Origin of the sequence: Marinobacter alkalisoli (assembly GCF_045449795.1) — a bacterium.
Taxonomy (GTDB): Bacteria; Pseudomonadota; Gammaproteobacteria; order Pseudomonadales; family Oleiphilaceae; genus Marinobacter.
The window spans coordinates 616,492-641,445 of the sequence record NZ_JBJJLB010000016.1 but is presented as its reverse complement, the minus strand read 5'-3'; the positions used below and the strand labels follow the sequence as shown (position 1 = coordinate 641,445).

Annotated in this window: 18 protein-coding genes; 14 read left to right on the top strand and 4 right to left on the bottom strand. The window is 56.5% G+C overall.

What is annotated here, in order from left to right:
• The first annotated feature begins 3 nt into the window (after positions 1-3).
• Together ACJO3M_RS07440 and ACJO3M_RS07435 are read left to right on the top strand one after the other, a co-directional pair.
• A complete protein-coding gene (locus tag ACJO3M_RS07440; protein WP_407000740.1) occupies positions 4-1,920 on the top strand; it encodes an ATP-binding cassette domain-containing protein in 1,917 nt (638 codons plus the stop codon).
• Entirely contained in the window at positions 1,917-2,582 is a 666-nt protein-coding gene (locus ACJO3M_RS07435) for a DUF6901 family protein (RefSeq protein WP_407000739.1), read from the top strand. The genes ACJO3M_RS07440 and ACJO3M_RS07435 overlap by 4 nt, the downstream gene beginning before the upstream one ends.
• Before the next feature lie 66 nt (positions 2,583-2,648).
• On the opposite strand, the gene ACJO3M_RS07430 is transcribed toward ACJO3M_RS07435, so the two are convergent.
• Positions 2,649-3,080 carry a universal stress protein gene (locus ACJO3M_RS07430; protein WP_407000738.1) on the bottom strand — a complete coding sequence of 144 codons (432 nt, stop codon included), beginning with the start codon at positions 3,078-3,080 and terminating at the stop codon, positions 2,649-2,651.
• A gap of 146 nt (positions 3,081-3,226) precedes the next feature.
• A complete protein-coding gene (locus ACJO3M_RS07425; protein ID WP_407000737.1) occupies positions 3,227-4,042 on the bottom strand; it encodes a hypothetical protein in 816 nt (271 codons plus the stop codon).
• A gap of 439 nt (positions 4,043-4,481) precedes the next feature.
• On the opposite strand from ACJO3M_RS07425, the gene fadB reads away from it, so the two are divergent.
• The 3 genes from fadB to topA all read left to right on the top strand — a co-directional run bounded on the left by fadB (position 4,482) and on the right by topA (position 10,725).
• A complete protein-coding gene (fadB, locus tag ACJO3M_RS07420; RefSeq protein WP_407000736.1) occupies positions 4,482-6,629 on the top strand; it encodes a fatty acid oxidation complex subunit alpha FadB in 2,148 nt (715 codons plus the stop codon).
• Positions 6,630-6,662: 33 nt separating this feature from the next.
• The gene (fadA, locus tag ACJO3M_RS07415; RefSeq protein ID WP_407000735.1) at positions 6,663-7,838 is read left to right on the top strand and encodes an acetyl-CoA C-acyltransferase FadA; all 1,176 of its coding nucleotides are present in this window, start codon (positions 6,663-6,665) and stop codon (positions 7,836-7,838) included.
• Between the two features lie 247 nt (positions 7,839-8,085).
• Positions 8,086-10,725: a type I DNA topoisomerase gene (topA, locus tag ACJO3M_RS07410; protein WP_407000734.1), complete on the top strand. Its 2,640-nt coding sequence runs from the start codon at positions 8,086-8,088 to the stop codon at positions 10,723-10,725.
• Positions 10,726-10,770: 45 nt separating this feature from the next.
• Here topA and ACJO3M_RS07405 read toward each other — a convergent pair whose 3' ends face one another.
• Complete coding sequence (locus tag ACJO3M_RS07405) at positions 10,771-11,646, bottom strand: NAD(P)-dependent oxidoreductase (protein ID WP_407000733.1); 876 nt, start codon at positions 11,644-11,646, stop codon at positions 10,771-10,773.
• Between the two features lie 115 nt (positions 11,647-11,761).
• Complete coding sequence (gene gltA / locus ACJO3M_RS07400; protein ID WP_407000732.1) at positions 11,762-13,036, bottom strand: citrate synthase; 1,275 nt, start codon at positions 13,034-13,036, stop codon at positions 11,762-11,764.
• 484 nt (positions 13,037-13,520) lie between these two features.
• Here gltA and sdhC point away from each other — a divergent pair, with 484 nt between their 5' ends.
• From sdhC to sucD, 9 genes are all read left to right on the top strand, one after another.
• On the top strand, positions 13,521-13,901 hold the full coding sequence (sdhC, locus tag ACJO3M_RS07395) for a succinate dehydrogenase, cytochrome b556 subunit (protein ID WP_407000731.1): 381 nt from the start codon (positions 13,521-13,523) through the stop codon (positions 13,899-13,901).
• Positions 13,889-14,239, top strand: coding sequence for a succinate dehydrogenase, hydrophobic membrane anchor protein (sdhD, locus tag ACJO3M_RS07390; RefSeq protein WP_406984275.1), 351 nt, complete (start codon positions 13,889-13,891; stop codon positions 14,237-14,239). Before sdhC ends, sdhD begins: the two co-directional genes overlap by 13 nt.
• Positions 14,240-14,242: 3 nt before the next feature.
• Positions 14,243-16,015, top strand: a complete 1,773-nt coding sequence (gene sdhA / locus ACJO3M_RS07385) for a succinate dehydrogenase flavoprotein subunit (RefSeq protein WP_407000730.1) — start codon at positions 14,243-14,245, stop codon at positions 16,013-16,015.
• Between the two features lie 14 nt (positions 16,016-16,029).
• On the top strand, positions 16,030-16,734 hold the full coding sequence (locus tag ACJO3M_RS07380) for a succinate dehydrogenase iron-sulfur subunit (protein WP_406984277.1): 705 nt from the start codon (positions 16,030-16,032) through the stop codon (positions 16,732-16,734).
• 311 nt (positions 16,735-17,045) lie between these two features.
• Complete coding sequence (locus ACJO3M_RS07375; protein ID WP_407000729.1) at positions 17,046-19,883, top strand: 2-oxoglutarate dehydrogenase E1 component; 2,838 nt, start codon at positions 17,046-17,048, stop codon at positions 19,881-19,883.
• A 25-nt stretch (positions 19,884-19,908) separates the two neighbouring features.
• Positions 19,909-21,126 (top strand): 2-oxoglutarate dehydrogenase complex dihydrolipoyllysine-residue succinyltransferase, encoded by a 1,218-nt coding sequence (odhB, locus tag ACJO3M_RS07370; protein ID WP_407000728.1) that lies wholly within the window; start codon positions 19,909-19,911, stop codon positions 21,124-21,126.
• 35 nt (positions 21,127-21,161) lie between these two features.
• Complete coding sequence (lpdA, locus tag ACJO3M_RS07365) at positions 21,162-22,604, top strand: dihydrolipoyl dehydrogenase (RefSeq protein WP_407000727.1); 1,443 nt, start codon at positions 21,162-21,164, stop codon at positions 22,602-22,604.
• Positions 22,605-22,816: 212 nt separating this feature from the next.
• On the top strand, positions 22,817-23,983 hold the full coding sequence (gene sucC, locus ACJO3M_RS07360) for an ADP-forming succinate--CoA ligase subunit beta (protein ID WP_407000726.1): 1,167 nt from the start codon (positions 22,817-22,819) through the stop codon (positions 23,981-23,983).
• A complete protein-coding gene (gene sucD, locus ACJO3M_RS07355) occupies positions 23,983-24,855 on the top strand; it encodes a succinate--CoA ligase subunit alpha (RefSeq protein WP_219478033.1) in 873 nt (290 codons plus the stop codon). The genes sucC and sucD overlap by 1 nt, the downstream gene beginning before the upstream one ends.
• Positions 24,856-24,954: the final 99 nt, after the last annotated feature.

The following is a 24,954-nucleotide window of genomic DNA, read 5'->3' as shown; positions in this document are numbered from 1 at the left end:
ACGGTGCCATTGTTAACGCTGGACGCCATTTCCCTGGCTTTTGGTATGCAGCCGCTGCTGGATCACGCCTCGCTGAACATCGAAGCGGGGGAGCGGGTGTGTCTGCTTGGCCGCAACGGTGAAGGCAAATCCACGCTGCTGAGGATCGTCAGCGGTGAGATAACCCCCGAAAACGGCGTCGTGCGACTGGATGAAGGGGCGACACTGGCAGTGCTGCCCCAGAATCTGCCCGCCGAGGATAGCCGCACAGCCTACGAAGTGGTTGCCAGCGCGTTTCCGGAGACCGGTGAGCTGCTGGCTCGTTTCCATACCCTTTCGCAGTTGGCGGATGAGGCGAGCCTGGATCAGATGATGAAGGTTCAGGAGCGACTGGAAGCCCTGGACGGGTGGCGCCTGGATCAGAAGGTCAACGCGATTCTTGAGCAGTACAGCATTGACCCTGAGCAGACTCTGAACACCCTCTCCGGGGGCTGGCAGCGGCGGGTGCTGTTGGCGAAAGCGCTGGTGGCCGAACCGGATATCCTGTTGCTGGATGAGCCGACCAACCATCTGGATGTGCCGGCCATCGCCTGGCTTGAGGATGCTCTGACGCAGTTTCGGGGCGCCATCCTGTTCGTCAGCCACGACCGGGCATTCATTCGCAAGATGGCGACCCGGATCGTCGAGCTGGATCGAGGGAAACTGATCAGTTTCGCGGCGACGTATGACAAGTACCTGGAGCTGAAAGAGAAAGCGCTGGAAGATGAGGAGCGGCAAAATGCTCTGTTCGACAAGCGCCTGAAGCAGGAAGAAGCCTGGATCAGGCAGGGGATCAAAGCCCGGCGAACCCGCAACATGGGGCGGGTCAGGGCTCTGAAGGCCATGCGTGAGGAGCACCGTCAGCGTCGCGTTCGTGGCGGCACGGCCAGCTTTGTGGTGGAAGACGCGGCCCGATCAGGCAAGCTGGTTGTGGAAGCGAAGGAGGCCGGATTCCATTACCCGGACGGCAGCCCGGTGATCAACGGCATGGATCTGACAGTGCTCCGTGGCGACAAGATTGGTCTGGTGGGCGAAAACGGTACCGGCAAAACCACCCTGGTGAGGCTCATGCTTGGAGACCTGAAGCCGACGGAGGGCTCAATCCGGCTGGGGACGAATCTGGAAGTGGCGTACTTTGACCAGCTCCGGGGGGAGCTGGATCTGGAGCGCAACGCCCTCGACAATCTTTCGGAAGGGCGGGAATTCATTGAGATCAATGGTCAGAGCAAGCACGTTCTGGGCTACCTGCAGGAGTTCCTGTTCAGTCCTCAGCGGGCCCGATCACCAGTCAGCGTATTTTCCGGCGGAGAGCGGGCCCGTCTGTTACTCGCCAAGCTGTTTAGTAAGCCGGCCAACATCCTGGTGCTCGATGAGCCCACCAACGACCTGGATGTAGAAACCCTGGAGCTGCTCGAGGCCCAGTTGGTGGAGTTCAAGGGTACTGTGCTGGTTATCAGCCACGACCGGGAGTTTCTGGACAACGTGGTCACGGATACCATTTTCCTGGATGGCTCTGGCGCTGTACGGGAATACGTGGGTGGTTACAGTGACTGGCGCCGGCAGGGTGGTTTTTTCCCGGCAGAGCGCAAGAGCGCTCCGGAAAAGCCGGTTAAGCCAACGGAGCCGTCCCGACAAAATGTCACAGATGTGGCGGAATCCACAAAATCAAAACCCGCTAAATTAAGTTACAAGCTTAAGCTTGAGCTTGAGGAATTACCGGGCAAAATTGAATCATTGGAGGCAGATGTTGCAGCACTCCGAAAGCAAATCTCGGATCCGGAATTTTATTCAGGCCCACCGACCGAAGTCTCGGCTACGCTGGCGGAGTTGTCGGACAAGGAAGCCCGGCTGGAACAGGTAATCGAGCGGTGGATGGAGTTGGAAGAACAGGCCAGTCAATGAACGTTAATTATAATTTCAGGTTTCAGGATGGGCGGCAGGTTGAGTTCAAGGTGACCAGCCAGCCTGCGGAGGTCGTTTCACCTTTGCCATCCTGGGCTCGCCTTGAGCATTGCCAATGCTCAAACTGTCCGCTGAAACCGGCGGAGTCCCCCCATTGTCCCGCAGCGACGGAGATCCTTCCGGTCGTCAACGCCTTCCAGGCAGAAGAGGCGTACCAGAAGGTCGAGGTGACGGTCACCGATGAGCGTCGTACCTACTCCAAGTCCACCTCCCTGGAGGAGGCCCTGCGCTCCCTGCTCGGACTGAAGATGGCGACCAGCGGTTGCCCGGTACTGGGAGAGCTCAAAACCATGGCGGTCCACCACCTGCCGTTCGCCAACACCGATGAATTCATCATGAGAAGCGTGTCCCATTACCTGCTTCAGCAATACTTTGCCAAGCGCAACCATCAGGAGCCCGATTGGGAGCTGAAAGGTCTGGTGGAGCGGAACCAGCGGCTACAACTGGTTAACCAGGCGTTGTGGCAAAGGATTCATTCAGTGTGTGAGGGTGACAGCAACCTGAAAGCGCTGTTGAATTTCTTCTCTATGGCCTCAAGTGTCAGCTTCTCCCTCGAGAGCCAGTTGCGTAAGCTGGAGAGCAAAATGGAAGGCGGGGCCTGAGTCCGGCGGATGTGCCGGGCGGCCTGGCGGGAGCCAGCGCCTGCCCGGTAAAGGTAAGGAAGGGGATCAGCGAATCCTGACAGCCAGGACGTCACACTCCGTGCCATGAAGCACACCATTGGCGGTTGAGCCCAGTAACAGCTGAAAACCCTTGCGACCGTGGCTGCCAACAATGACGAGGTCCACATCCTGCTCCTTGGCCAGTCGGTGTATTTCCGACTCCGGTCTGCCTACAGTAATCACCTGGTTGTCGGTCGTTACGCCGTATTGATTGCCATAGGCTGCCAGTTGCTCCCTGGCTGCCTTGTCCAGTTGATCCTGCAATTCCGTCAAATCCATCGGGATATCGCCCCCATAGGCGTAGCCCACGGGTTCCACCACATGTACCAATAACAGTTCGGCGCCATGTGCCTTGCTGATTTCCTGGGCCTTATTGAGGACCTGGGGAGCTTCCTCGGTGAGATCGATGGCGACCAGCATTTTCTGATAGGTTGACATTATATTACTCCTTGACGAACCGAGACTCTTAAAGCCTTGTCATGCATTGAGGATAGTCGAAAAAGTCCTTTCCGGAACTGACAGGCATCAAAAAAAGCAGGGAATGGCGGACCCGGATAGCGGCAAGCACAGGGCCCGATGTGGCGTCAGGCGTTTTGCTGAAGCAGTTCGATGGTGGTATCCAGGCCGCGAAGAATGCCCTTGGAGTAACGATCAATTACGAATGAGACGTTGTTGTCGTTGTAGTTGATGTAGGAGCCGCGAATGAACTGCCATTTCGAGGACACATCGTCCAGGGCGGCTTTCAGTTCGCCCTGACTGTTTCCCTGATTGATTTTCTCCAGCAGGGTATCGAATCTGCGGGCTTGCTCATCAAGGGTCAATTCAGTCGATGACCCCTGGAATGTCTGCGCCACCGTGGAATGGGTCCTGGCTGAGTACTTGGCCATCATCTGCGCGAGAGTGATGGCTGCGGATCGTGCGGCTTCGACGCGGTTATCGGTGGACGTCTGGCTGCTTTCGCTGGAGACCTTATAGAGCTCGGTGGCCATCTTGCTCATGGTCAGGGCCTGGTTGGCCATGTCAGACACCAGTCGCAGATCGGGGTAGCCGGTGTTGCGCACGTCGTTAATGTTGTCGCGCATAAGGCTCTTGAACGTATCGAATTCCTGGTTGAGGTTCTCGACTTCCTCACTGCTTAGCACGCCCGCGTTACTTTCAGCGAGATTGTTCATGGAAGAATTGGCGCTGTTGATACTGCCGACAATCTCGTTGAGGGTGTCGGTATTGCCGTCGGTGCTGAAGCGGTAGTAAGCATCCAGGGCGAGGTAGTTGCTTACCCGGAATGTGTGCAGGTCGGAAAGAAACCCGTCTGCGGTTTCCGCCCGTGCGGTGAAAGAGGTAAGGGCAAGCAGGATAAGAGCTGCAACGAGTGAGCGTACCCGAAGGCGAGCGTCGGTCATCGGATAGTTCTCCGTACGTGTGTTTTATTATTGTGGACTAAAGTCTCGGTCCGAAGGTAAAGTAACTCAGCCAGCCGATCAAGCGGTTTTGCAGCCTGTAACGCGGGTAAATGTAAAGAACTGCCAAATTTGTGTGACGAAGTTCCGGTTTCTTGTTCAGGCCTGGATGTACCGCACAGAAAACAATAAATCCGCATTATCAATTTCCCGGTGCCTTCGCCGATTTTGAAGACTTTTGCACCGATTCTTCCAGAAACAAATTGACAAACGAGCTGTTTTTTTTCATCGTGTGCCCTCACGATTCAAACGACTGTATGAATTTTGGATCGGTTTATCGGGCAGTGACCGAAATCTCGCTGCATCCGCAGGCGCTTGCCAGCTTCTGATGACTTGGCCCGACGCCTGCAAGCAGTTCCAAACACAGACTGGAGATCAGTTGATGATTTACGAAGGTAAAGCCATCACGGTTAAAGAGATCGAAGGCGGGATCGCTCAGTTGAACTTTGACTTGCAGGGCGAGTCTGTCAACAAGTTCAACCGTCTCACCATCGAAGAACTGGGCGCCGCAACTGAAGCACTCAAATCCCAGAAGAACCTGAAGGGTCTGGTCGTAACCAGCTCCAAGGACAGTTTTATTGTCGGTGCTGATATCACCGAATTTACCGAGCTGTTTGCCGGTACAGAAGAAGACCTCATCGCCAACAACCTGAAGGCTAATGAAGTTTTCAACGCTATTGAAGACCTGCCGTTCCCGACGGTTACCGCCATCAACGGTATTGCACTGGGCGGTGGTTTCGAGATGTGTCTGGCGACCGACTACCGTGTTATGGCTCCGAAGGCCAAGGTAGGTCTGCCAGAGGTCAAGCTGGGCATCTTCCCGGGCTTTGGCGGCACCGTACGCCTGTCCCGTCTGGTGGGCGTGGATAACGCCATCGAATGGATCAGCGGTGGCACCGAAAATCGCGCTGATGCCGCTATGAAAGTAGGCGCTGTTGATGCGGTTGTTGAAGCCGACAAGCTGGTAGACGCGGCTGTTGCCATTATCGAGCAGTGCAACGAAGGCAAGCTGGACAACGAAGCGCGTCGCGAAGAGAAGAAGGGCAAGATCAAGCTCAACGCCATGGAAAGCATGATGGCGTTCGAGATTTCCAAGGCGTTCGTGGCTGGCAAGGCTGGCAAGAACTACCCGGCGCCGGTTGAAGCCATCAAGGTGATGCAGAAGCACGCTGGTATGACCCGCGATAAGGCCATCGAAGTGGAAGCCAAAGGCTTCGCCAAGATGGCCAAGACCAACGTTGCGGCTTGTCTGGTTGGGCTGTTCCTGAACGATCAGGCGCTCAAGAAGAAATCCAGTGCCTGGGAGAAAGAAGCCAACGATGTGAAGCTGGCGGCTGTGCTTGGCGCCGGTATCATGGGTGGTGGTGTGGCTTACCAGTCTGCACTGAAGGGCACACCGATCATCATGAAGGACATTGCTCAGGAGGGTATCTCCCTGGGGCTGAAGGAAGCCAAGAAGCTTCTGTCCAAGCGTGTTGATAAGGGCAAGATGGACGCCGGCAAAATGGCCGACGTGCTCAACAGCATTACTCCGACCCTGAACTACGGTGATTTCAAGAACGTAGACCTGGTTGTTGAAGCCGTTGTTGAAAACCCGAAGGTGAAAGACGCAGTGCTGCGTGAGACCGAGGAGATGGTTCGTGACGACGCCATCCTGACCTCCAACACCTCTACGATTTCCATCGACCTTCTGGCCAAGAACCTGAAGCGTCCGGAGAACTTCTGTGGCATGCACTTCTTCAACCCGGTGCATATGATGCCGCTGGTTGAGGTTATCCGTGGCTCGAAGACCAGCGACCGCGCTATCGCGACCACCGTTGCTTACGCCAAGGCGATGGGCAAGACCCCGATTGTGGTCAACGATTGCCCGGGCTTCCTGGTTAACCGTGTACTGTTCCCGTATTTCGGCGGCTTCGCTGGTCTGCTGCGTGACGGCGCGGACTTCCAGAAAGTCGACAAAGTGATGGAAAAGTTCGGCTGGCCGATGGGCCCCGCATACCTGCTGGACGTTGTTGGCATGGACACTGCCAAGCACGCCGACGAGGTGATGGCGGAAGGCTTCCCGGATCGCATGAAGTCTGACTTCAAGTCCGGCGTGGAAGTGATGTTCGAGAACAACCGTTACGGACAGAAGAACGACAAGGGCTTCTACAAGTACGAACTGGACCGCAAGGGCAAGCAGAAGAAGATTGTCGACGAAGACGTCTACAAACTGCTTGAGCCGGTTGTTCAGGGTAAGAACGAGTTCAGCGACGAAGACATCATCGCCCGTATGATGATTCCTCTGTGCCTTGAAACCGTTCGCTGCCTGGAAGATGGCATTGTCGAGGATCCGGCAGATGCTGATATGGGTCTTATCTTCGGTATCGGCTTCCCGCCGTTCCGCGGTGGCGCCCTGCGCTATATCGACGACATGGGTGTAGACAAGTTCGTCGAACTGGCAGACAAGTTTGCAGATCTTGGTCCCCTGTACCATCCGACCGAGAAGCTGCGTGAAATGGCCAAGACTGGCGAAAAGTTCTTTGGCTAACCCTGAACGAGATTTCCGAACGGAGAAAGATCTATGAGCCTTAATCCGAGAGACGTTGTCGTCGTCGATTGCGTGCGGACTCCGATGGGGCGTGCCAAAAACGGCTGCTTCCGTAACGTGCGTGCCGAGACCTTGTCTGCCGCGCTGATCGAAGCACTGTTTGAGCGCAACCCGAAGCTCGACGCAAAAGAAGTTGAAGACGTGATTTGGGGCTGTGTTAACCAGACCAAAGAACAGGGCTTCAACGTGGCGCGTCAGATTTCACTGCTGACCCGCATCCCGCACGAATCCGCGGCACAGACCGTCAACCGTCTGTGCGGGTCCGCCATGAGCGCGATCCACACCGCCGCCCAGGCGATCCAGACCGGCAACGGTGATGTATTCGTGGTTGGTGGTGTTGAGCACATGGGGCACGTACCCATGACCGCCGGTTTTGATCATAACCCGGCTGCTTCCAAGTATTCCGCCAAGGCGTCCAACATGATGGGCCTGACCGCGGAAATGCTGGCGAAGATGCACGGCATTACCCGTGAGCAACAGGATGAGTTTGGCGCGCGTTCTCACCGCCTGGCCCACGAAGCGACTCTGGAAGGCCGCTTCAAGAACGAAATCGTGCCCATTGAAGGTCACGATGAGAACGGCTTCAAGGTACTGATCGAGAACGACGAAACCATTCGTCCCGAGACCACTGCTGAGTCGCTGGGCCAGCTGAAGCCGGCGTTCGATCCGAAGAACGGTACTGTGACTGCGGGTACCTCTTCACAGCTGACCGACGGCGCGGCAGCCATGGTGATGATGTCAGCGGAGCGTGCTGAAGCTCTGGGCCTGAAGCCAATTGCCAGGGTTCGCGGCATGGCGGTTGCCGGCTGTGATCCCGCAATTATGGGTTACGGACCGGTTCCGGCCACCAAGAAGGCTCTGAAGCGTGCAGGCCTGAAAGTCGAGGATATCGACTTCTGGGAACTGAACGAAGCCTTTGCGGGTCAGTCCCTGCCGGTTCTGAAAGACCTGAAGCTGCTAGGCGTGATGGAAGAGAAAGTGAACCTGAACGGCGGCGCGATTGCCCTGGGCCATCCGCTGGGCTGCTCCGGTGCACGTATCTCCACAACCCTGCTGAACGTTATGCAGGCCAAGGGCGGTAAGCTTGGTGTATCCACCATGTGTATCGGCCTGGGTCAGGGCATTGCGACAGTATGGGAGCGTCTCTGATTCGATAGGCCGAATTGGTAGCGCTGTCCTGAAGGCCCGGCAATTGCCGGGCCTTCCTGTTTGTGCTTCCTTTAAAAAAGCAGGGCGGAAACTAAAGAATGGGTTGTCTTGCTTTTCTTGACCCTGTAAAACAATGCACCTATACAATGTGGCGGCTATTGAGTGTTTTCTAGCCGACTGATTTTACAGCGAGTTTACGGTTTGCTGATTTTTTAACCGATTATCGCCAAGGATACAGATCTCCGATATGGGTAAAAGTCTCGTTATTGTCGAGTCGCCAGCGAAAGCGAAGACCATCAACAAATATCTGGGCTCCGACTTCATCGTGAAGTCGAGCGTCGGGCATATTCGTGATCTTCCGGTCAGCGGCAGTGGCTCTCAGTCAGATCCCAAAGAACGTGCGAAACAGGCGGCAGCGACTCGGAAGATGAATCCGGAAGAGAAAGCCGCGCACAAGAAACGCAAGGCCCGCGAGCAGCTGGTTGCCCGTATGGGCGTGGATCCGGATCATGACTGGAGCGCGCGGTACGAGATCCTGCCCGGTAAGGAAAAGGTCGTCAGTGAGCTCAAGCGCCTGGCGAAATCCGCTGATCACATCTATCTGGCTACGGATTTGGACCGTGAAGGGGAGGCGATCGCCTGGCACCTTCAGCAAACCATTGGCGGCGAGTCCGACAAGTACCGCCGTGTTGTCTTCAACGAGATTACCAAACGCGCTATTCAGGCGGCCTTTGAAGATCCGGGCAATCTGGATAATAACCGTGTGAATGCCCAGCAGGCGCGGCGCTTCCTCGACCGGGTGGTGGGTTACATGGTGTCGCCGCTGCTGTGGGCCAAGATTGCCCGGGGTCTGTCGGCAGGTCGTGTCCAGTCTGTGGCGGTGCGCCTGATCGTTGAGCGTGAGCGCGAGATCCGCAAGTTCATTCCTGAGGAATTCTGGCAACTGCACGCGGATCTTGGTGCCAGGCAGGCGAAAGAGCCAGTGCGCTTCGAGGTGACCCGTTACCAGGACAAGCCTTACCGTCCTGAGAACGAGCAGCAAAGCAAAGAGCATGTCGATCGCCTGAAAGGGGGCTCGTTCCGCGTAGCCAAGCGGGAAGACAAGCCGACAAAATCACGGCCGTCGGCACCTTTTATCACGTCCACGCTGCAGCAGGCCGCCAGTAACCGCATGGGCTTCAGCGTCAAGAAAACCATGATGCTGGCGCAGCGGCTCTATGAAGCCGGCTATATCACCTACATGCGGACGGATTCCACCAACCTGAGCCAGGACGCCGTTGGCAGCTGTCGGGACTTTATCAAGAAGCAGTTCGGCGATCGCTACCTGCCGGAGAACCCCAGGGTCTATGGCAGCAAGGAGGGCGCTCAGGAAGCCCACGAGGCGATTCGCCCGACGGAAGTGAGCCGCAGGGCGGCTGACATCAGCGGCCTGGAGAAGGACGCTGAGAAGCTCTATGACCTGATCTGGCGACAGTTCCTTGCGTGTCAGATGGCGGACGCCGAGTTCCTGAGTACCTCAATCGTGGTGGCCAACGGGGATTACGAGCTGCGTACCCGTGGCCGCATCATCAAGTTTGACGGCTTCCTCAAGGCGGCGCCCCAGTCTGCGAAGAAAGACGAGGACGTGGCGCTGCCGGATATCAAGGTTGATGAGTCCCTGGATCTGGCCAAACTCGACCCGAGCCAGCACTTTACCAAGCCTGCGCCCCGCTATACGGAGGCGAGCCTGGTCAAGGAGCTGGAGAAGCAGGGGATTGGTCGTCCATCCACCTACGCTTCCATTATTTCCACCATTCAGGATCGCGGTTACGTCAGGCTGCAGAATCGTCGCTTTTACGCCGAGAAAATGGGCGAGATTGTCACCGAGCGTCTGTCCGAGTCCTTCCCGAACCTGATGGACTTTGATTTCACCGCGAAGATGGAAGACGAGCTGGATGACATCGCCGAAGGTGAGGTGGACTGGAAAAAGGTATTGAACGACTTCTACGGCCGTTTCCGCAAACAACTGGAGACCGCTGAAGGTAGCGAAGAAGGGGGGATGCGCGCCAATACCCCCACAGAGACAGATATCCCGTGCCCGACCTGTAGCCGTCCGATGCAGATTCGCGTTGCCAGCACCGGTGTGTTCCTGGGGTGCTCCGGTTACTCCCTGCCGCCGAAGGAACGCTGCAAGACCACTATCAACCTGGTGTCAGGGGATGAGGTGGTCAGTGCCGATGATGACGTGGAAGGCGAGGGCGAAACCCGCCTGCTGCGCAAAAAGCGCCGTTGTTCCAAGTGCGGAACCGCCATGGACAGCTACCTGGTGGATGAAGGTCGCAAACTGCATGTGTGTGGTAACAACCCTGACTGTTCCGGTTTCGAAGTGGAGAAGGGCACCTTCCGCATCAAGGGCTATGAAGGTCCGACGCTGGACTGTGACAAGTGCGGCTCCGAGATGCAGCTGAAAACCGGCCGTTTCGGCAAGTATTTTGGCTGTACCAACACCGAGTGCAAGAACACCCGCAAACTGCTCAAAAGTGGCGAGCCGGCCCCGCCCAAGATGGATCCGGTGCCGATGCCGGAACTGCAGTGCCAGAAGGTGGACGATACCTACGTACTGCGGGACGGCGCTTCCGGTCTGTTCCTGGCGGCCAGCAAGTTCCCGAAGAACCGGGAAACCCGGCCACCCCTGGTGATGGAGATCAAGCCGCACCGGAAGGAAATCGACCCTAAGTACGATTTCCTGATGGATGCGCCCGAGCGTGATCCGGAAGGCAATCCGACGGTGATCCGCTACAGCCGCAAGAGCAAGGAGCAGTACGTCATGTCCGAGAAAGAGGGCAAGGCGACAGGCTGGTCGGCGTGGTATGTCAACGGGAAGTGGCAGCCGAAGGAGAAGAAGTAGGGGAGAGGTTTACCCCCTCTCCCGCTTGGAGAGAGGGGGTCGCCCCTACCGCAACTTCCGTAAACGCTGAATCAGCGAGGAGGTATCCCAGCGGCGCCCTCCCATATCCTGGACATCCCCATAGAACTGGTCCACCAAGGCCGTTACAGGCAGCTTGGCACCGTTCTGGCGGGCCTCTTCAAGACACATCCCCAGATCCTTGCGCATCCAGTCAACGGCAAAGCCGTAGTCGAACTTGCCGTCGATCATGGTGCCGGAGCGGTTGTCCATCTGCCAGGATTGGGCCGCCCCCTTGGAAATCACATCCACTACCTTGCGTACATCAAGCTCGGCCTGCTCAGCGAAATGCAGGGCCTCAGAAAGGCCTTGTACTAGTCCCGCAATGGCAATCTGGTTGACCATCTTTGTTTTCTGTCCGCTGCCAGCCGGCCCCATCAGGTTAAGGGCCTTGGAATACTGTTCCAGAACGGGCTTTGCCCGTTCGAAGATCTCCGGTTCGCCACCACACATGATGGTTAGCTGACCGTTCTCCGCACCTTGCTGACCGCCGGACACCGGCGCATCGATAAAACCCTGATGCTTTGCTTTCGCTGATTGTGCGAGCTGTTCTGCGATGCCCGCGGATGCGGTGGTGTGGTCCACTAGGATGGCGCCTTCGGGGGCATTTGAAATAATGCCCTCGTTGCCCTCATAGATTGCGTCCAGATCCTTATCCGCCCCCACGCATGTCAGCACGATGTCGGCATTCTGGACGGCTTCGGCAATGGACTGGCAGGCGGTTCCTGAATAGTCCCTTGCCCAGGCTTCAGCCTTGGAAAAGGTCCGGTTCCAGACCCTGACGTTATATCCGGCGTTTGCCAGATGGCCTGCCATGGGGTAGCCCATGACGCCCAGTCCGATAAAGACGGCTGTGGTGGTCATTCATCCTCTCCTGAACGTTGTTCTGTTCCGGTTAACTTATCACAGGCCCCATACCCACACACAAAAAAAGGCCGCTGAGTCAGCGGCCTTTTCGGGGTTCCGGTTTCCCGGGTGATTACTTTTTGTCGTAATCGCGGCTTTCGGGGCCGGTATACAGCTGGCGAGGGCGACCAATGCGGTAATCGCCGGACACCATTTCGTTCCAGTGGGAGAACCAGCCGATGGTGCGTGACATGGCAAAGATCACCGTGAACATGGAGGTCGGGATACCGATAGCCTTCAGGATCAGGCCGGAGTAGAAGTCCACGTTCGGGTACAGCTTGCGCTTGACGAAGTACTCGTCTTCCAGTGCGATCTTTTCCAGGCGCTGGGCGATTTTCAGCAGCGGATCGTTTTCCAGGCCGAGCTCGGTCAGTACTTCGTGAGCTGTTTCTGCCATCACCTTGGCGCGCGGGTCGAAGTTTTTGTAGACCCGGTGGCCGAAGCCCATCAGGCGGAACGGGTCGTCCTTATCCTTGGCCTTGGCGATGAACTTCTCGATGTTTTTCTCGTCACCGATTTCGGCGAGCATATCCAGAACAGCCTCGTTGGCGCCGCCGTGAGCCGGGCCCCAGAGGGCCGCAATGCCGGAAGCGATACAGGCGTACGGGTTGGCACCGGTGGAGCCGGCCAGACGCACGGTAGAGGTTGACGCGTTCTGCTCGTGATCGGCGTGCAGGATGAAGATCTTGTCCATGGCTTTCGCCAGGATCGGGTTCGGCTTGTACTCTTCGCAGGGCACGCCAAACATCATCTGCAGGAAGTTCTCGGAATAGGAGAGGTCGTTGCGCGGGTACATGAACGGCTGGCCGATGCTGTACTTGTAGCACCAGGCGGCGATCGTCGGCATTTTGGCGATCAGGCGGTGCGCAGTGATCTCACGCTGGTGGACGTCAGTGACATCCATCTGGTCGTGATAGAACGCAGACAGGGCACCCACGACGCCACACATGATCGCCATCGGATGCGCATCCCGGCGGAAGCCCTGGAAGAAATTGCGCATCTGGTCGTGCAGCATGGTGTGGTTTTTGATGGTGTCGTGGAATTTCCTGTTTTCTTCTGCGGTCGGCAGTTCGCCGTTCAGCAGGAGGTAGCAGACTTCCAGGTAGTCGGAATTTTCCGCCAGTTGTTCGATGGGGTAGCCGCGGTGAAGCAGAACGCCGTTTGCGCCATCAATGTAGGTAATCTTGGATTCGCAGGCTGCTGTGGATACAAAACCCGGATCGTAGGTAAATACGCCTTCCTGGACCAGACTCCGTACGTCGATAACGTCGGGGCCGACGGTGCCTGAGTAAACCGGTAGCTCAATGGACTTGTCACCCACCGAGAGCGTGGCTTTCCTGTCGGTCATGGTGCTCTCCTATATATCAGCTTTGACAGCTTTTCAGTATTTGGATGCGCTAGAAGGCGCGTATTATCGCAAAACTGGCGGCAAAATATAGGGCGTTGGCTTTTTTTGTCAATGGAAGAGGCTGGAAAAACCATTATTTGACATTCCGTGTAAATGAGGGAATTCACGAATAAGGCTGTTTTCAGAGCAAAATTAATTTTGTCAATAATTCTTGTGGCCGGTGCAAGGCCGCTGATTACAGGCGCTTGGGCGAGTTGCGCGTTTGTAATTAATAGGGGTACTCCTTATAATCCGTAGCCCGGAATCGGGGATAGACTTTGTCTGGGCGCCTTCCAATGTCGGTAGCGTCGGGCGGGCATGGTGTATTCTCCCTCCTGAGCCAATCGTGTGCCGGTTTCGTATCAGCACACCGATCCTTACATACCAACTATCCGCACCGGTCGCTTCGACCGATTGTGGAACCAAGAGAGAGTGTGAGAGCGCTGTGAATAGCAAACGACCAGTTAATCTCGATCTCGGCAAGTTTCATTTTCCGCTGCCAGCCATTACGTCCATATTGCATCGTATCAGCGGCATCATCATTTTTGTTGGTGTTGCGTTCCTGCTTTACGGGCTTCAGCTTTCCCTGTCCGGGGAAGAGGGCTTCAGTCGCGTTAGTGAATTGCTGAACAGCTTCCTTGCAAAGCTGATCATCTGGGGCATTTTGTCTGCTCTGCTTTACCACCTGGTGGCAGGTATCAAACACCTGTTGATGGATATGGGTATTGGTGAAGAACTCGAAAGTGGCCGCCTCGCCGCGAAAATCACCATTGTGGTTTCCGTTATTCTCATTGTTCTGGCTGGAGTTTGGGTATGGGCAGCGTAAATAGCGTAACGAATCTTGGTCGTAGCGGTGTTTTTGATTGGCTGATTCAGCGTGTCACTGCCTATGTTCTGGCACTCTACACACTGTTCCTGCTGGGCTTCATGGTGTTCAGCGACGTGAACTACGAGACCTGGTCGGCATTGTTCGGGCAGACCTGGTTCCGCATCTTCACCCTGCTGGCGCTTCTGTCTCTTGGCGCTCACGCCTGGGTAGGGCTCTGGACGGTCACTACGGATTACATCAAGGCCATGGCACCGCGTTTCCTGGTTCAGGCTGCGTGTGGTCTGGTCATGTTCGTCTATGTGGTCTGGGGCATTCAGATTCTTTGGGGGCTTTAATCAATGGCTAATATCAAGACCATGTCTTACGACGCGATTGTTATCGGTGGTGGCGGTGCCGGTATGCGAGCCGCCCTGCAGCTGACTGAGTCAGGCGTCAACACTGCGTGTATCACAAAAGTATTTCCGACCCGTTCCCACACGGTATCCGCCCAGGGCGGGATCACCTGTGCCATCGCAAGCGCGGATCCCAATGATGACTGGCGCTGGCATATGTACGACACCGTTAAGGGGTCTGATTACATCGGTGACCAGGATGCCATCGAGTATATGTGTTCTGTCGGCCCCCAGGCAGTGTTCGAGCTTGAGCACATGGGCCTGCCTTTCTCCCGGACCGAGCAGGGGCGTATCTACCAGCGTCCGTTCGGTGGTCAGTCCAAGGATTATGGCAAGGGTGGTCAGGCTGCCCGTACCTGTGCCGCTGCCGACCGTACCGGTCATGCTCTGCTGCACACCCTTTATCAGGCCAACCTGAAAGGCGGCACCACGTTCCTTAACGAGTGGTACGCGGTTGATCTGGTCAAGAACAGCAAAGACGAAGTCGTTGGTGTTGTTGCCATTGAAATCGAAACCGGTGAAGTGGCCTACATCAAGTGTAAGGCAACGGTTCTTGCCACTGGCGGTGCCGGTCGTATCTATGCATCCACCACCAACGCCCTGATCAACACCGGCGACGGTATTGGCATGGCGTTGCGCGCTGGCTACCCGGTGCAGGACATGGAAATGTGGCAGTTCCACCCAACGGGCATCCACGGTGCCGGTACGCTGGTGACGGAAGGTTGCCGGGGTGAGGGCGGTTACCTGATCAATGCCGAGGGTGAGCGTTTCATGGAGCGTTACGCCCCGAACGCGAAGGACCTGGCCGGCCGTGATGTTGTCGCCCGCTCCATGGTTATCGAAATCCTCGAAGGCCGTGGTTGTGGTCCCGACAAGGATCACGTGCTGCTGAAGCTGGATCACCTGGGTGAAGAGACCCTGAACCTGCGTCTGCCAGGTATCTGTGAGTTGTCCCGCACCTTCGCCCACGTGGATCCGGTTAAAGAGCCGATTCCGGTTGTTCCGACCTGTCACTACATGATGGGTGGTATTCCGACCAACGTCGGCGGTCAGGCCCTGACCCAGGACGAGAATGGCAAAGACAAGCCGATTCCCGGTCTGTTTGCCTGCGGTGAGGCGGCCTGTGTATCCGTGCATGGCGCCAACCGTCTGGGTGGTAACTCCCTGCTGGATCTGGTGGTCTTTGGTCGTGCGGCGGGTCTGCACATTGAAGAGCAGCTGCGTGGTGGCTTTGAAGTTGATGGCGCCAGCGAGGATGACATCAAGCGCGCCATGGCTCGCCTTGACCGCCTGAACGGTGCCTCCGAGGGTGAGAGTGTTGCCGAGGTTCGCAAGGACCTGCAGAACTGCATGCAGCTGTATTTCGGTGTATTCCGTGACGGTAGCAGTATGGAAGAGGGCCTGAAGAAGCTCGAGGCCATTGGTGAGCGTGTTCGCAAGACCAAGCTGGCTGATACCAGCAACGCGTTTAACACTGCGCGGATTGAAGCGCTGGAGCTGGACAACCTGTACGAAGTTGCCCTGGCGACGGCCATCTCTGCCTTTGAGCGTAAGGAGAGCCGAGGTGCCCATGCCCGCAACGACTTCACCGAGCGTGATGACGAGAACTGGCTGAAGCACTCTGTGTACTTCCCGCTCGAGAAGCGTGTTGGCAAGCGTGACGTGAACTTCGCACCGAAGACCGTCGACACCTTCCAGCCGAAGATCCGGACTTACTAAGGGGGACGCACAAAATGTTGGTAAGCCTTTACCGTTATAACCCGGAAACGGACAACGCGCCCTACATGCAGGACGTGGAGCTGGAGCTTCCGGAAGGCAAGGACCTGATGGTTCTGGATGTCCTGAACCTGCTGAAGGAAAAGGATCCGTCTGTCGCTTATCGTCGTTCCTGTCGCGAGGGTGTTTGCGGCTCTGACGGCATGAACATGAATGGCAAGAATGGTCTGGCGTGCATCACGCCCATGTCCCAGGTGCTGAAGAACAACAAGCTTGTTCTTCGCCCGCTGCCGGGGCTTCCGGTTATCCGGGATCTGGTGGTGGACATGAGTCTGTTCTACAAGCAGTACGAAAAAGTCATGCCGTACCTTGTGAACGACCAGCCGGCACCTGCCATTGAGCGTCTGCAGTCTCCCGAGGATCGGGAGAAGCTGGACGGCCTGTACGAGTGCATTCTCTGTGCCTGCTGCTCCACTGCCTGCCCGTCGTTCTGGTGGAACCCGGACAAGTTTGTTGGTCCGGCTGGTCTGCTGCAGGCCTACCGCTTCCTGGCGGACAGTCGTGATACTGCCCAGGCAGAGCGTCTTGCCAATCTGGATGATCCGTTCAGCGTTTTCCGCTGCCGGGGCATCATGAACTGTGTCAGCGTTTGTCCGAAAGGTCTGAACCCCACAAGGGCAATCGGCCATATCCGGAATCTTCTGCTTCAACGGGCGACTTAAAAGCAGAAAATAAAACAAACGCTATACTGTTCTGATCAGTTAGCATCCGGAAGGCCCTGCAACGGCGCGGGGCCTTCAACCAAAGGCTTATAGTCAAAAGTCTTAACAGGATGCACACTACGGCGAGCCGTGACGGGAACTTATAAGGTTGTCTCGCGGTTTCGCTGAGTACAAAACCACCGGGGAACGGAAAACATCCTTGCTGGGTGTGGTGGCCAAAGTCGATCCCGTAAAAACCCGTATTGACTGAGATTTACCCCTGGCCGACCATACTGAGCTCCCCCGCACCAGCCCAAGGTGAGCTATTCAAAATGCACGAAAGCATAATGGAGCAGTTATGGCAGACTTCCCACTTGCAGGGTGGAAATCTGGCCTATGTTGAACAGCTTTTTGAAACCTACCTGACAGACCCCAATGCCGTTCCCGAAGAGTGGCGTAACTACTTCGACAAGCTACCCAGCGTCGACGGCTACAAAGGCCGTGATATTGTCCACTCTTCCATTCGCGAACAGTTTGAACACATCTCCCGTAATCAGCGTTTCCTTGCCAGCAACGGCGTTCCTGCCAGTGCAACTTCTGACGCTGACAGGAAACAGATCCGTGTTCTGCAGTTGATCAATGCCTTTCGATTCCGTGGTCACCAGGAATCGAAGCTGGATCCGCTTGGCGTATGGCAGCGTCCCACGGTAGAAGATCTTGATCCATCCTTCCACGAACTGTCGGAAGCGGATAATGACCTGGAATTCCAGACCGGGTCACTGAGCTTTGGTTCCGAAACCATGAAGCTCGGCGATATTATCAGCGGCCTTCGCCAGACTTATTGCGAAAGCATCGGTGCCGAGTACATGCACGTAGTCGACACCCGCATCAAGCGTTGGTTTCAACAGCGCATGGAGCCGGTGCGTTCACGGCCACAGTACGAAGCGAAAACCCGTAAACATATTCTTGAGCGCTTGTCAGCCGCGGAAGGCCTGGAAAAATATCTGGGATCCCGTTACCCCGGCGTCAAGCGTTTCGGCCTCGAAGGCGCTGAAAGCCTGATTCCCTGTCTTGACGAGTTGATCCAGCGTGCCGGTTCCTATGGCGCCAAAGAGATTGTTCTCGGGATGGCTCACCGTGGCCGTCTGAATGTCCTGGTGAATACCCTCGGCAAGAACCCGAAAGAACTTTTCGACGAGTTCGAAGGCAAGAAACTGGCTGATTCCGGCTCGGGTGACGTGAAATACCACCAGGGCTTCTCGTCCAACGTGATGACGCCCGGTGGCGAAGTTCACCTGGCGATGGCATTCAACCCGTCCCACCTGGAGATCGTTGCTCCGGTTGTTGAGGGGTCGGTTCGCGCACGCCAGACCCGTCGTGATGACAATGACGGCACCCAGGTTGTGCCGATCATCATGCACGGTGATGCGGCCTTTGCCGGCCAGGGCGTGGTGATGGAAACCTTCCAGATGTCCCAGACCCGGGGCTATGGTATTGGCGGTACGATTCACATCGTCATCAACAACCAGGTCGGCTTCACCACCAGCAAACAGGAAGACGCCCGCTCGACCGAGTACTGTACCGACGTGGCCAAGATGGTCCAGGCGCCGATTCTGCACGTAAACGCGGATGATCCGGAAGCGGTCATGTTCGTTACCCAGATGGCGATGGATTACCGCAACGAGTTCAAGCGTGATGTGGTCATCGATCTGGTCTGCTACCGTCGCCGTGGGCACAACGAGGCGGATGAGCCGGCCGCTACCCAACCGCTCATGTATGAAAAGATTCGCAAGCTGAAGACCACCCGTGGGCTTTATGCCGATTTGCTGATTGCCGATGGCGTGATTTCTGAGGACGAAGCCAAGGAAATAGATCTCGACTACCGGGACGCTCTGGATAAGGGCGACCATGTGGTCAAGTCTCTGGTCAAGGAACCGAACAAAGAGCTCTACGTTGACTGGACGCCCTACCTTGGCCACGAGTGGACAGCCAAGTGTAAGTCCAGCGTTTCGCTCAAGGCTATCCAGTCGCTGGGCAAGAAGCTGACCCAGGTGCCGGAAGGGTTCAGTATTCAGCGTCAGGTTTCCAAGATTGTTTCCGACCGTGAGAAGATGACTGCCGGTGCGTTGCCCATTAACTGGGGCTACGGCGAAGTCATGGCCTATGCCACATTGCTGGAGGAAGGCCATCCGATCCGGATCACCGGTCAGGACGTGGGTCGTGGCACTTTCTCCCACCGCCATGCGGTCCTGCATAACCAGAAAGATGGGTCTACCTATACTGCTCTGGAGCACCTGTCGGAAAATCAGCCGCAATTTGAAATCTACGACTCACTGCTGTCTGAAGAAGCCGTGATGGCGTTCGAATACGGCTATTCCACGACGGCTCCCAGTGGTCTGGTCGTCTGGGAAGCCCAGTTTGGTGATTTTGCCAACGGCGCCCAGGTGGTTATCGACCAGTTCCTCACCAGTGGGGAGCACAAGTGGGGGCGGCTCTGCGGTCTGACGCTGCTGTTGCCGCACGGTTATGAAGGGCAGGGGCCGGAGCACAGTTCCGCGCGTCTGGAGCGCTTCCTGCAGCTGTGTGCAGAGCACAACATTCAGGTATGCGTGCCGACCACACCTTCCCAGGTTTTCCATATGCTTCGCCGTCAGGTGAAGCGTCCGCTACGCAAGCCGCTGGTAGCGATTACTCCGAAGAGTCTGTTGCGTCACAAGGAGGCCACTTCCGATCTGGACGACCTGACCTCCGGAACGTTCCAGACCGTGCTGCAAGAGAAAGAGCCGTCTGATCCGAAGAAGATCACCCGCCTGATTCTGTGCAGCGGCAAGGTTTATTTTGACCTGCTGGAGCGCAAGAAGGCGGACGAGCGGGAAGATGTTGCGATTGTTCGTATCGAGCAGCTGTATCCCTTCCCGGGTGATGACCTGGACGAGGTTCTGGCCCTGTATCCCAAGCTCAAAAACGTGGTTTGGTGTCAGGAAGAGCCGATGAACCAGGGCGCCTGGTACTGCAGTCAGCACCATATGCGTAATGCACTGCACCGCAAGAACCCGAAGCTGTATCTGGAGTATGCCGGTCGTGATGCTTCTGCTGCTCCTGCGTGTGGACACATGTCCGTGCACATTGAAGAGCAGAAGAAACTGGTTAACGACGCGTTTGAAATCTGACGAGCTACCGAACTAAGGATCCGAGATGTCAACTGAGATTAAAGCCCCCGTTTTCCCAGAGTCGGTCGCAGAGGGCACCGTCGCGACCTGGCACAAGCAGCCGGGTGAAGCCTGTTCCCGCGATGAACTGATTGTCGATATCGAAACCGACAAGGTCGTTCTGGAAGTGGTTGCACCGGCTGACGGCGCGATTGAAGAGATTGTCAAAGGCGAAGGCGACACCGTGGAAAGCGGCGAAGTCATCGGTAAGTTCAAGGAAGGCGCCGCTGGTGAATCCAAGCCGGCGGAAAGCAAGAAGGAAGAGGCTCCCAAGGAAGAGTCCAAGAGCCAGGCTGCATCCGGCGATGCCATTCTCAGCCCGGCAGCCCGTAAGCTGGCCGAAGAGAACGACGTCGATCCGAATGCCGTCAAGGGCACCGGTAAAGACGGCCGCGTAACCAAAGAAGATGTCCAGAATCATGTAGATAGCGGCAAGTCTTCAGCGCCTGCTTCAACCGCCAAGCCGGCGGGCGACATGCCCAAGGTTGAACTGGCAAGCGGCGAGCGCGCGGAGAAACGCGTACCGATGACGCGCCTCCGGGCCAGCATCGCCAAGCGCCTGGTCAGTGCGCAGCAGAATGCCGCCATGCTCACCACGTTCAACGAAGTGAACATGGCGCCGATCATGGAGCTGCGCAAGCAGTATCAGGACAGCTTCGTGAAGCGTCATGGCATCAAGCTTGGCTTCATGTCTTTCTTTACCAAGGCTGCTACTGAGGCTTTGAAGCGTTTCCCGGCCGTGAATGCCTCCATTGATGGCAATGACATGGTGTATCACGGTTACCAGGACATCGGTGTGGCTGTTTCCACCGACCGTGGTCTGGTGGTGCCGGTGGTTCGTGACGTTGACGCCCTGGGCCTGGCGGATATCGAAAAGAAAATCGTCGAGTACGGCACCAAGGCCAAGGACGGTAAGCTGGGTATTGAAGAAATGACCGGCGGTACCTTCACCATCACCAACGGCGGCATTTTCGGCTCGCTGATTTCCACGCCGATCCTGAATCCGCCGCAAACTGCGATTCTGGGCATGCACAAAATCCAGGAACGCCCGATGGCGGTCAATGGCAAAGTTGAAATCCAGCCCATGATGTACCTGGCGCTGTCCTATGACCATCGCATGATTGATGGCAAGGAAGCGGTGCAGTTCCTGGTGGCTATCAAGGAAATGCTTGAGGATCCGGCGCGTATTCTGCTGGACGTCTGAGCTGACACTTAACGAATTGGAAAACGGGATCAAATATGTCTGATAAGTACGACGTCATTGTCATTGGTGCAGGCCCTGGTGGTTACGTAGCTGCTATCAAAGCCGCCCAGCTCGGTCTGAAGACTGCGTGTGTGGAATCCTGGACCTCTGAAGACGGCAAAGCGCAAGTGCTTGGTGGCACCTGCCTGAACGTGGGCTGTATTCCTTCCAAGGCCCTGCTGGAGATTTCCCACAAGTTTGAGGAAGCCAGCCACGATTACGAAACCCAGGGCATCATCGCCAAGGATGTCAAAATCGACATCGCGAAGATGATGGAGCGCAAGAGCGGTATCGTGAAGCAGCTGACCGGCGGGATCGCCGGTCTGTTCAAGGCTAACGGCGTAACCTCTATTCATGGTCACGGCAAGTTGCTGGCCAATCGTCAGGTTGAAGTTACCGACAAGGATGGCAAGGCCACCACTTACGAGGCGGACAACGTCATCCTGGCGACCGGTTCCAAGCCGATTGAGATTCCACCGGCACCGTTTGACGGTGATTACATTGTGGATTCCGAAGGTGCACTGGAGTTTACCGAAGTGCCCAAGCGTCTTGGCGTTATTGGTGCCGGCGTTATCGGCCTTGAGCTGGGCAGTGTGTGGTCCCGTCTGGGATCGGAAGTGACGGTGATCGAAGCCCAGGATACGTTCCTGCCGGTGGTTGATCAGCAGGTTGCCAAGGACGCGCAGAAGCAGTTCAAGAAACAGGGACTGGATATTGTCATGGGCGCGCGTATGACCGGTGCTGAAGTCAAGCGCAAGCTGGTTAACGTGACCTATGAAGATTCGAACGGCAAGCAAGAGAAGAAATTCGACAAGCTGATCGTGGCTGTAGGCCGTCGTCCTTACACCGACAATCTTCTGGCCGAGGATTCCGGCGTACAGATGGATGAGCGCGGTTTCATCTTTGTGGACGATAACTGCAAGACCGAAGCGCCGGGTGTCTGGGCGATTGGTGATGTGGTTCGCGGTCCGATGCTGGCACACAAAGCATCCGAAGAGGGTGTCATGGTTGCCGAGCGAATTGCTGGCCATAAACCGCAGGTCAACTACGAGTGCATTCCAAACGTCATCTATACAGCGCCGGAAGTGGCCTGGGTTGGCAAGTCCGAGGAAGAGCTGAAGGCAGAAGGCGAGGCTTATAAGGTGGGTACTTTCCCATTTGCGGCCAACGGTCGAGCCATGGCAGCCAACGCAGCGTCCGGTCTGGTGAAGATCATTGCCGATGAAAAGACCGACCGCATCCTCGGTTTCCACGTGGTTGGACCGCAGGCATCCGAGATCGTGGCGCAGGGCGTGATTGCCATGGAGTTCGGCTCCAGTGCAGAAGATCTGGCCCTGACCTGTTTTGCGCACCCGACTCTGTCCGAGTCAGTGCATGAGGCAGCCCTGGCTGTCGATGGCGGCGCGATTCACATCGCCAACCGTCGCAAAAAGAAGTAACGCAGAGCAGGGAACAGGGGCGCCAAAGAGGGCGCCCCGCTGCCATAAAACGGCAGGTTTCCGACTGCGTCAGTGGTGTGCTGAGGTGATCCCCGGCACGCCTAACCGAATTCGCACCAGATTGTTGTCGGATTTATGGCCTAAATCCGACAGGATCCGGCGGGTTCAACTCCGTACGTGGTTATCCTCCATCAAAAAGCGGGACATTAACTATGAATTTGCATGAATATCAGGGCAAGCAGCTGTTCGCTGAATATGGCCTGCCAGTATCCAAGGGCATTGCCTGCGATACTCCGAAAGAAGCAGTGGACGCAGCCGGTGAAATCGGCGGAGACGCATGGGTCGTCAAGGCACAGGTTCACGCTGGTGGCCGTGGTAAGGCCGGCGGTGTAAAGCTGGTCAAGAGCAAAGACGAGATTCGCGAGTTCGCTGAGCATTGGCTGGGCAAGAACCTGGTGACCTACCAGACCGACGAAAACGGTCAGCCGGTCAGCAAGATTCTGGTTGAATCCCTCACTGATATCGATCAGGAACTGTATCTGGGCGCCGTGGTAGACCGTGGTACCCGTCGGATCGTGTTCATGGCCTCCACCGAAGGTGGTGTTGAGATCGAGCAGGTTGCCGAAGAAACTCCGGAAAAAATCCTGAAAGCGGAAGTTGATCCGCTGGTCGGTGCACAGCCTTACCAGGGCCGCGAGCTGGCTTTCAAACTGGGCCTGGAAGGCAAGCAGATCGGTCAGTTCACCAAGATTTTCCTGGGCCTGGCCAAACTGTTTGAAGACCGTGACCTGGCGCTGCTGGAAATCAACCCGCTGGTGATCACTCCGGCTGGTGACCTGCACTGCCTGGACGCCAAGATCGGCGTTGATGGCAACGCGCTGTACCGTCAGAAGAAAATCCATGAGATGCACGATCCCTCCCAGGAAGATTCCCGGGAAGCGGAAGCGGCCAAGTGGGAACTCAACTACGTCGCGCTGGAAGGCAACATCGGCTGCATGGTTAACGGCGCTGGTCTGGCCATGGGTACCATGGACATCATCAAGCTGTCCGGTGGCCAGCCTGCCAACTTCCTGGACGTAGGCGGCGGCGCGACCAAAGAGCGCGTTTCCGAGGCGTTCAAGATCATCCTGTCCGATGACAATGTACAGGCGGTTCTGGTTAACATCTTCGGTGGTATCGTTCGCTGCGACATGATCGCAGAGGGCATCATCGGTGCGGTTAAGGAAGTGGGCGTTAAGGTTCCCGTGGTCGTTCGTCTTGAAGGCAACAACGCCGAAGTCGGCACCAAGGTACTCGCTGAGAGTGGCCTGAACATCATTGCCGCCACCAGTCTGGCGGATGCCGCAGAGCAAGTCGTTAAAGCCGCAGGGGGTAAATAATGAGCATCCTGATCAACAAAGACACCAAGGTTATCTGCCAGGGCTTTACCGGCGCACAGGGTACCTTCCACTCTGAGCAGGCGATTGAGTACGGCACCAAGATGGTTGGTGGCGTAAGCCCGGGTAAGGGCGGCACGGAACACCTTGGCCTGCCGGTGTTCAACACTGTACGTGAAGCGGTCGAGAAAACCGGTGCGGAAGCGACGGTGATCTACGTACCCGCTCCGTTCTGTAAGGACGCCATCATTGAAGCCGCAGATGCTGGTATTCAGCTGATTGTGTGCATCACCGAGGGTATCCCGACCATCGACATGCTCTACGCCAAAGAGTACGTGGATCGCAAGGGTGTACGCATGATCGGTCCGAACTGTCCGGGCGTGATTACGCCGGGCGAGTGCAAGATCGGCATCATGCCAGGTCATATCCACAAGCCGGGCAAGGTGGGTATTGTATCCCGTTCAGGTACCCTGACTTACGAAGCGGTCAAGCAGACCACTGACTTCGGCTACGGTCAGTCCACCTGTATCGGTATCGGTGGTGACCCGATTCCGGGCTCCAACTTCATCGATATCCTGAAGTTGCTGCAGGAAGATCCGCAGACCGAAGCCATCGTTATGATTGGTGAAATCGGCGGTACCGCTGAAGAAGAAGCGGCGGCGTTCATCAAGGAAAACGTCACCAAGCCGGTGGTTTCCTACATCGCCGGTGTGACTGCGCCTCCTGGTAAGCGTATGGGCCATGCCGGTGCGATTATCTCCGGCGGCAAGGGCACCGCAGACGAGAAGTTTGCCGCCCTGAATGACGCCGGTGTCAAAACCGTGCGCAGCCTGGCCGAAATCGGCAAGGCACTGAAGGAAGCAACTGGCTGGTAAATCTTTACCGCCAGTTATAAAAGCCCCCGGGTCTGCCGCAAGGCGCCGGGGGCTTTTTCGTTCTGTGATGATGGCCTGGCGCCGGTTTTTCAAAGGCTT

What these genes read in the sequence shown, in the direction of transcription:
- ACJO3M_RS07435 (WP_407000739.1), top strand. Translation starts at nt 1,917, where the DNA reads ATGAACGTTAATTATAATTTCAGGTTTCAGGATGGGCGGCAGGTTGAG.
- ACJO3M_RS07430 (WP_407000738.1), bottom strand. Translation starts at nt 3,080, where the DNA reads ATGTCAACCTATCAGAAAATGCTGGTCGCCATCGATCTCACCGAGGAA.
- ACJO3M_RS07425 (WP_407000737.1), bottom strand. Translation starts at nt 4,042, where the DNA reads ATGACCGACGCTCGCCTTCGGGTACGCTCACTCGTTGCAGCTCTTATC.
- fadB (WP_407000736.1), top strand. Translation starts at nt 4,482, where the DNA reads ATGATTTACGAAGGTAAAGCCATCACGGTTAAAGAGATCGAAGGCGGG.
- fadA (WP_407000735.1), top strand. Translation starts at nt 6,663, where the DNA reads ATGAGCCTTAATCCGAGAGACGTTGTCGTCGTCGATTGCGTGCGGACT.
- topA (WP_407000734.1), top strand. Translation starts at nt 8,086, where the DNA reads ATGGGTAAAAGTCTCGTTATTGTCGAGTCGCCAGCGAAAGCGAAGACC.
- ACJO3M_RS07405 (WP_407000733.1), bottom strand. Translation starts at nt 11,646, where the DNA reads ATGACCACCACAGCCGTCTTTATCGGACTGGGCGTCATGGGCTACCCC.
- gltA (WP_407000732.1), bottom strand. Translation starts at nt 13,036, where the DNA reads ATGACCGACAGGAAAGCCACGCTCTCGGTGGGTGACAAGTCCATTGAG.
- sdhD (WP_406984275.1), top strand. Translation starts at nt 13,889, where the DNA reads ATGGGCAGCGTAAATAGCGTAACGAATCTTGGTCGTAGCGGTGTTTTT.
- sdhA (WP_407000730.1), top strand. Translation starts at nt 14,243, where the DNA reads ATGGCTAATATCAAGACCATGTCTTACGACGCGATTGTTATCGGTGGT.
- ACJO3M_RS07380 (WP_406984277.1), top strand. Translation starts at nt 16,030, where the DNA reads ATGTTGGTAAGCCTTTACCGTTATAACCCGGAAACGGACAACGCGCCC.
- ACJO3M_RS07375 (WP_407000729.1), top strand. Translation starts at nt 17,046, where the DNA reads ATGCACGAAAGCATAATGGAGCAGTTATGGCAGACTTCCCACTTGCAG.
- odhB (WP_407000728.1), top strand. Translation starts at nt 19,909, where the DNA reads ATGTCAACTGAGATTAAAGCCCCCGTTTTCCCAGAGTCGGTCGCAGAG.
- lpdA (WP_407000727.1), top strand. Translation starts at nt 21,162, where the DNA reads ATGTCTGATAAGTACGACGTCATTGTCATTGGTGCAGGCCCTGGTGGT.
- sucC (WP_407000726.1), top strand. Translation starts at nt 22,817, where the DNA reads ATGAATTTGCATGAATATCAGGGCAAGCAGCTGTTCGCTGAATATGGC.
- sucD (WP_219478033.1), top strand. Translation starts at nt 23,983, where the DNA reads ATGAGCATCCTGATCAACAAAGACACCAAGGTTATCTGCCAGGGCTTT.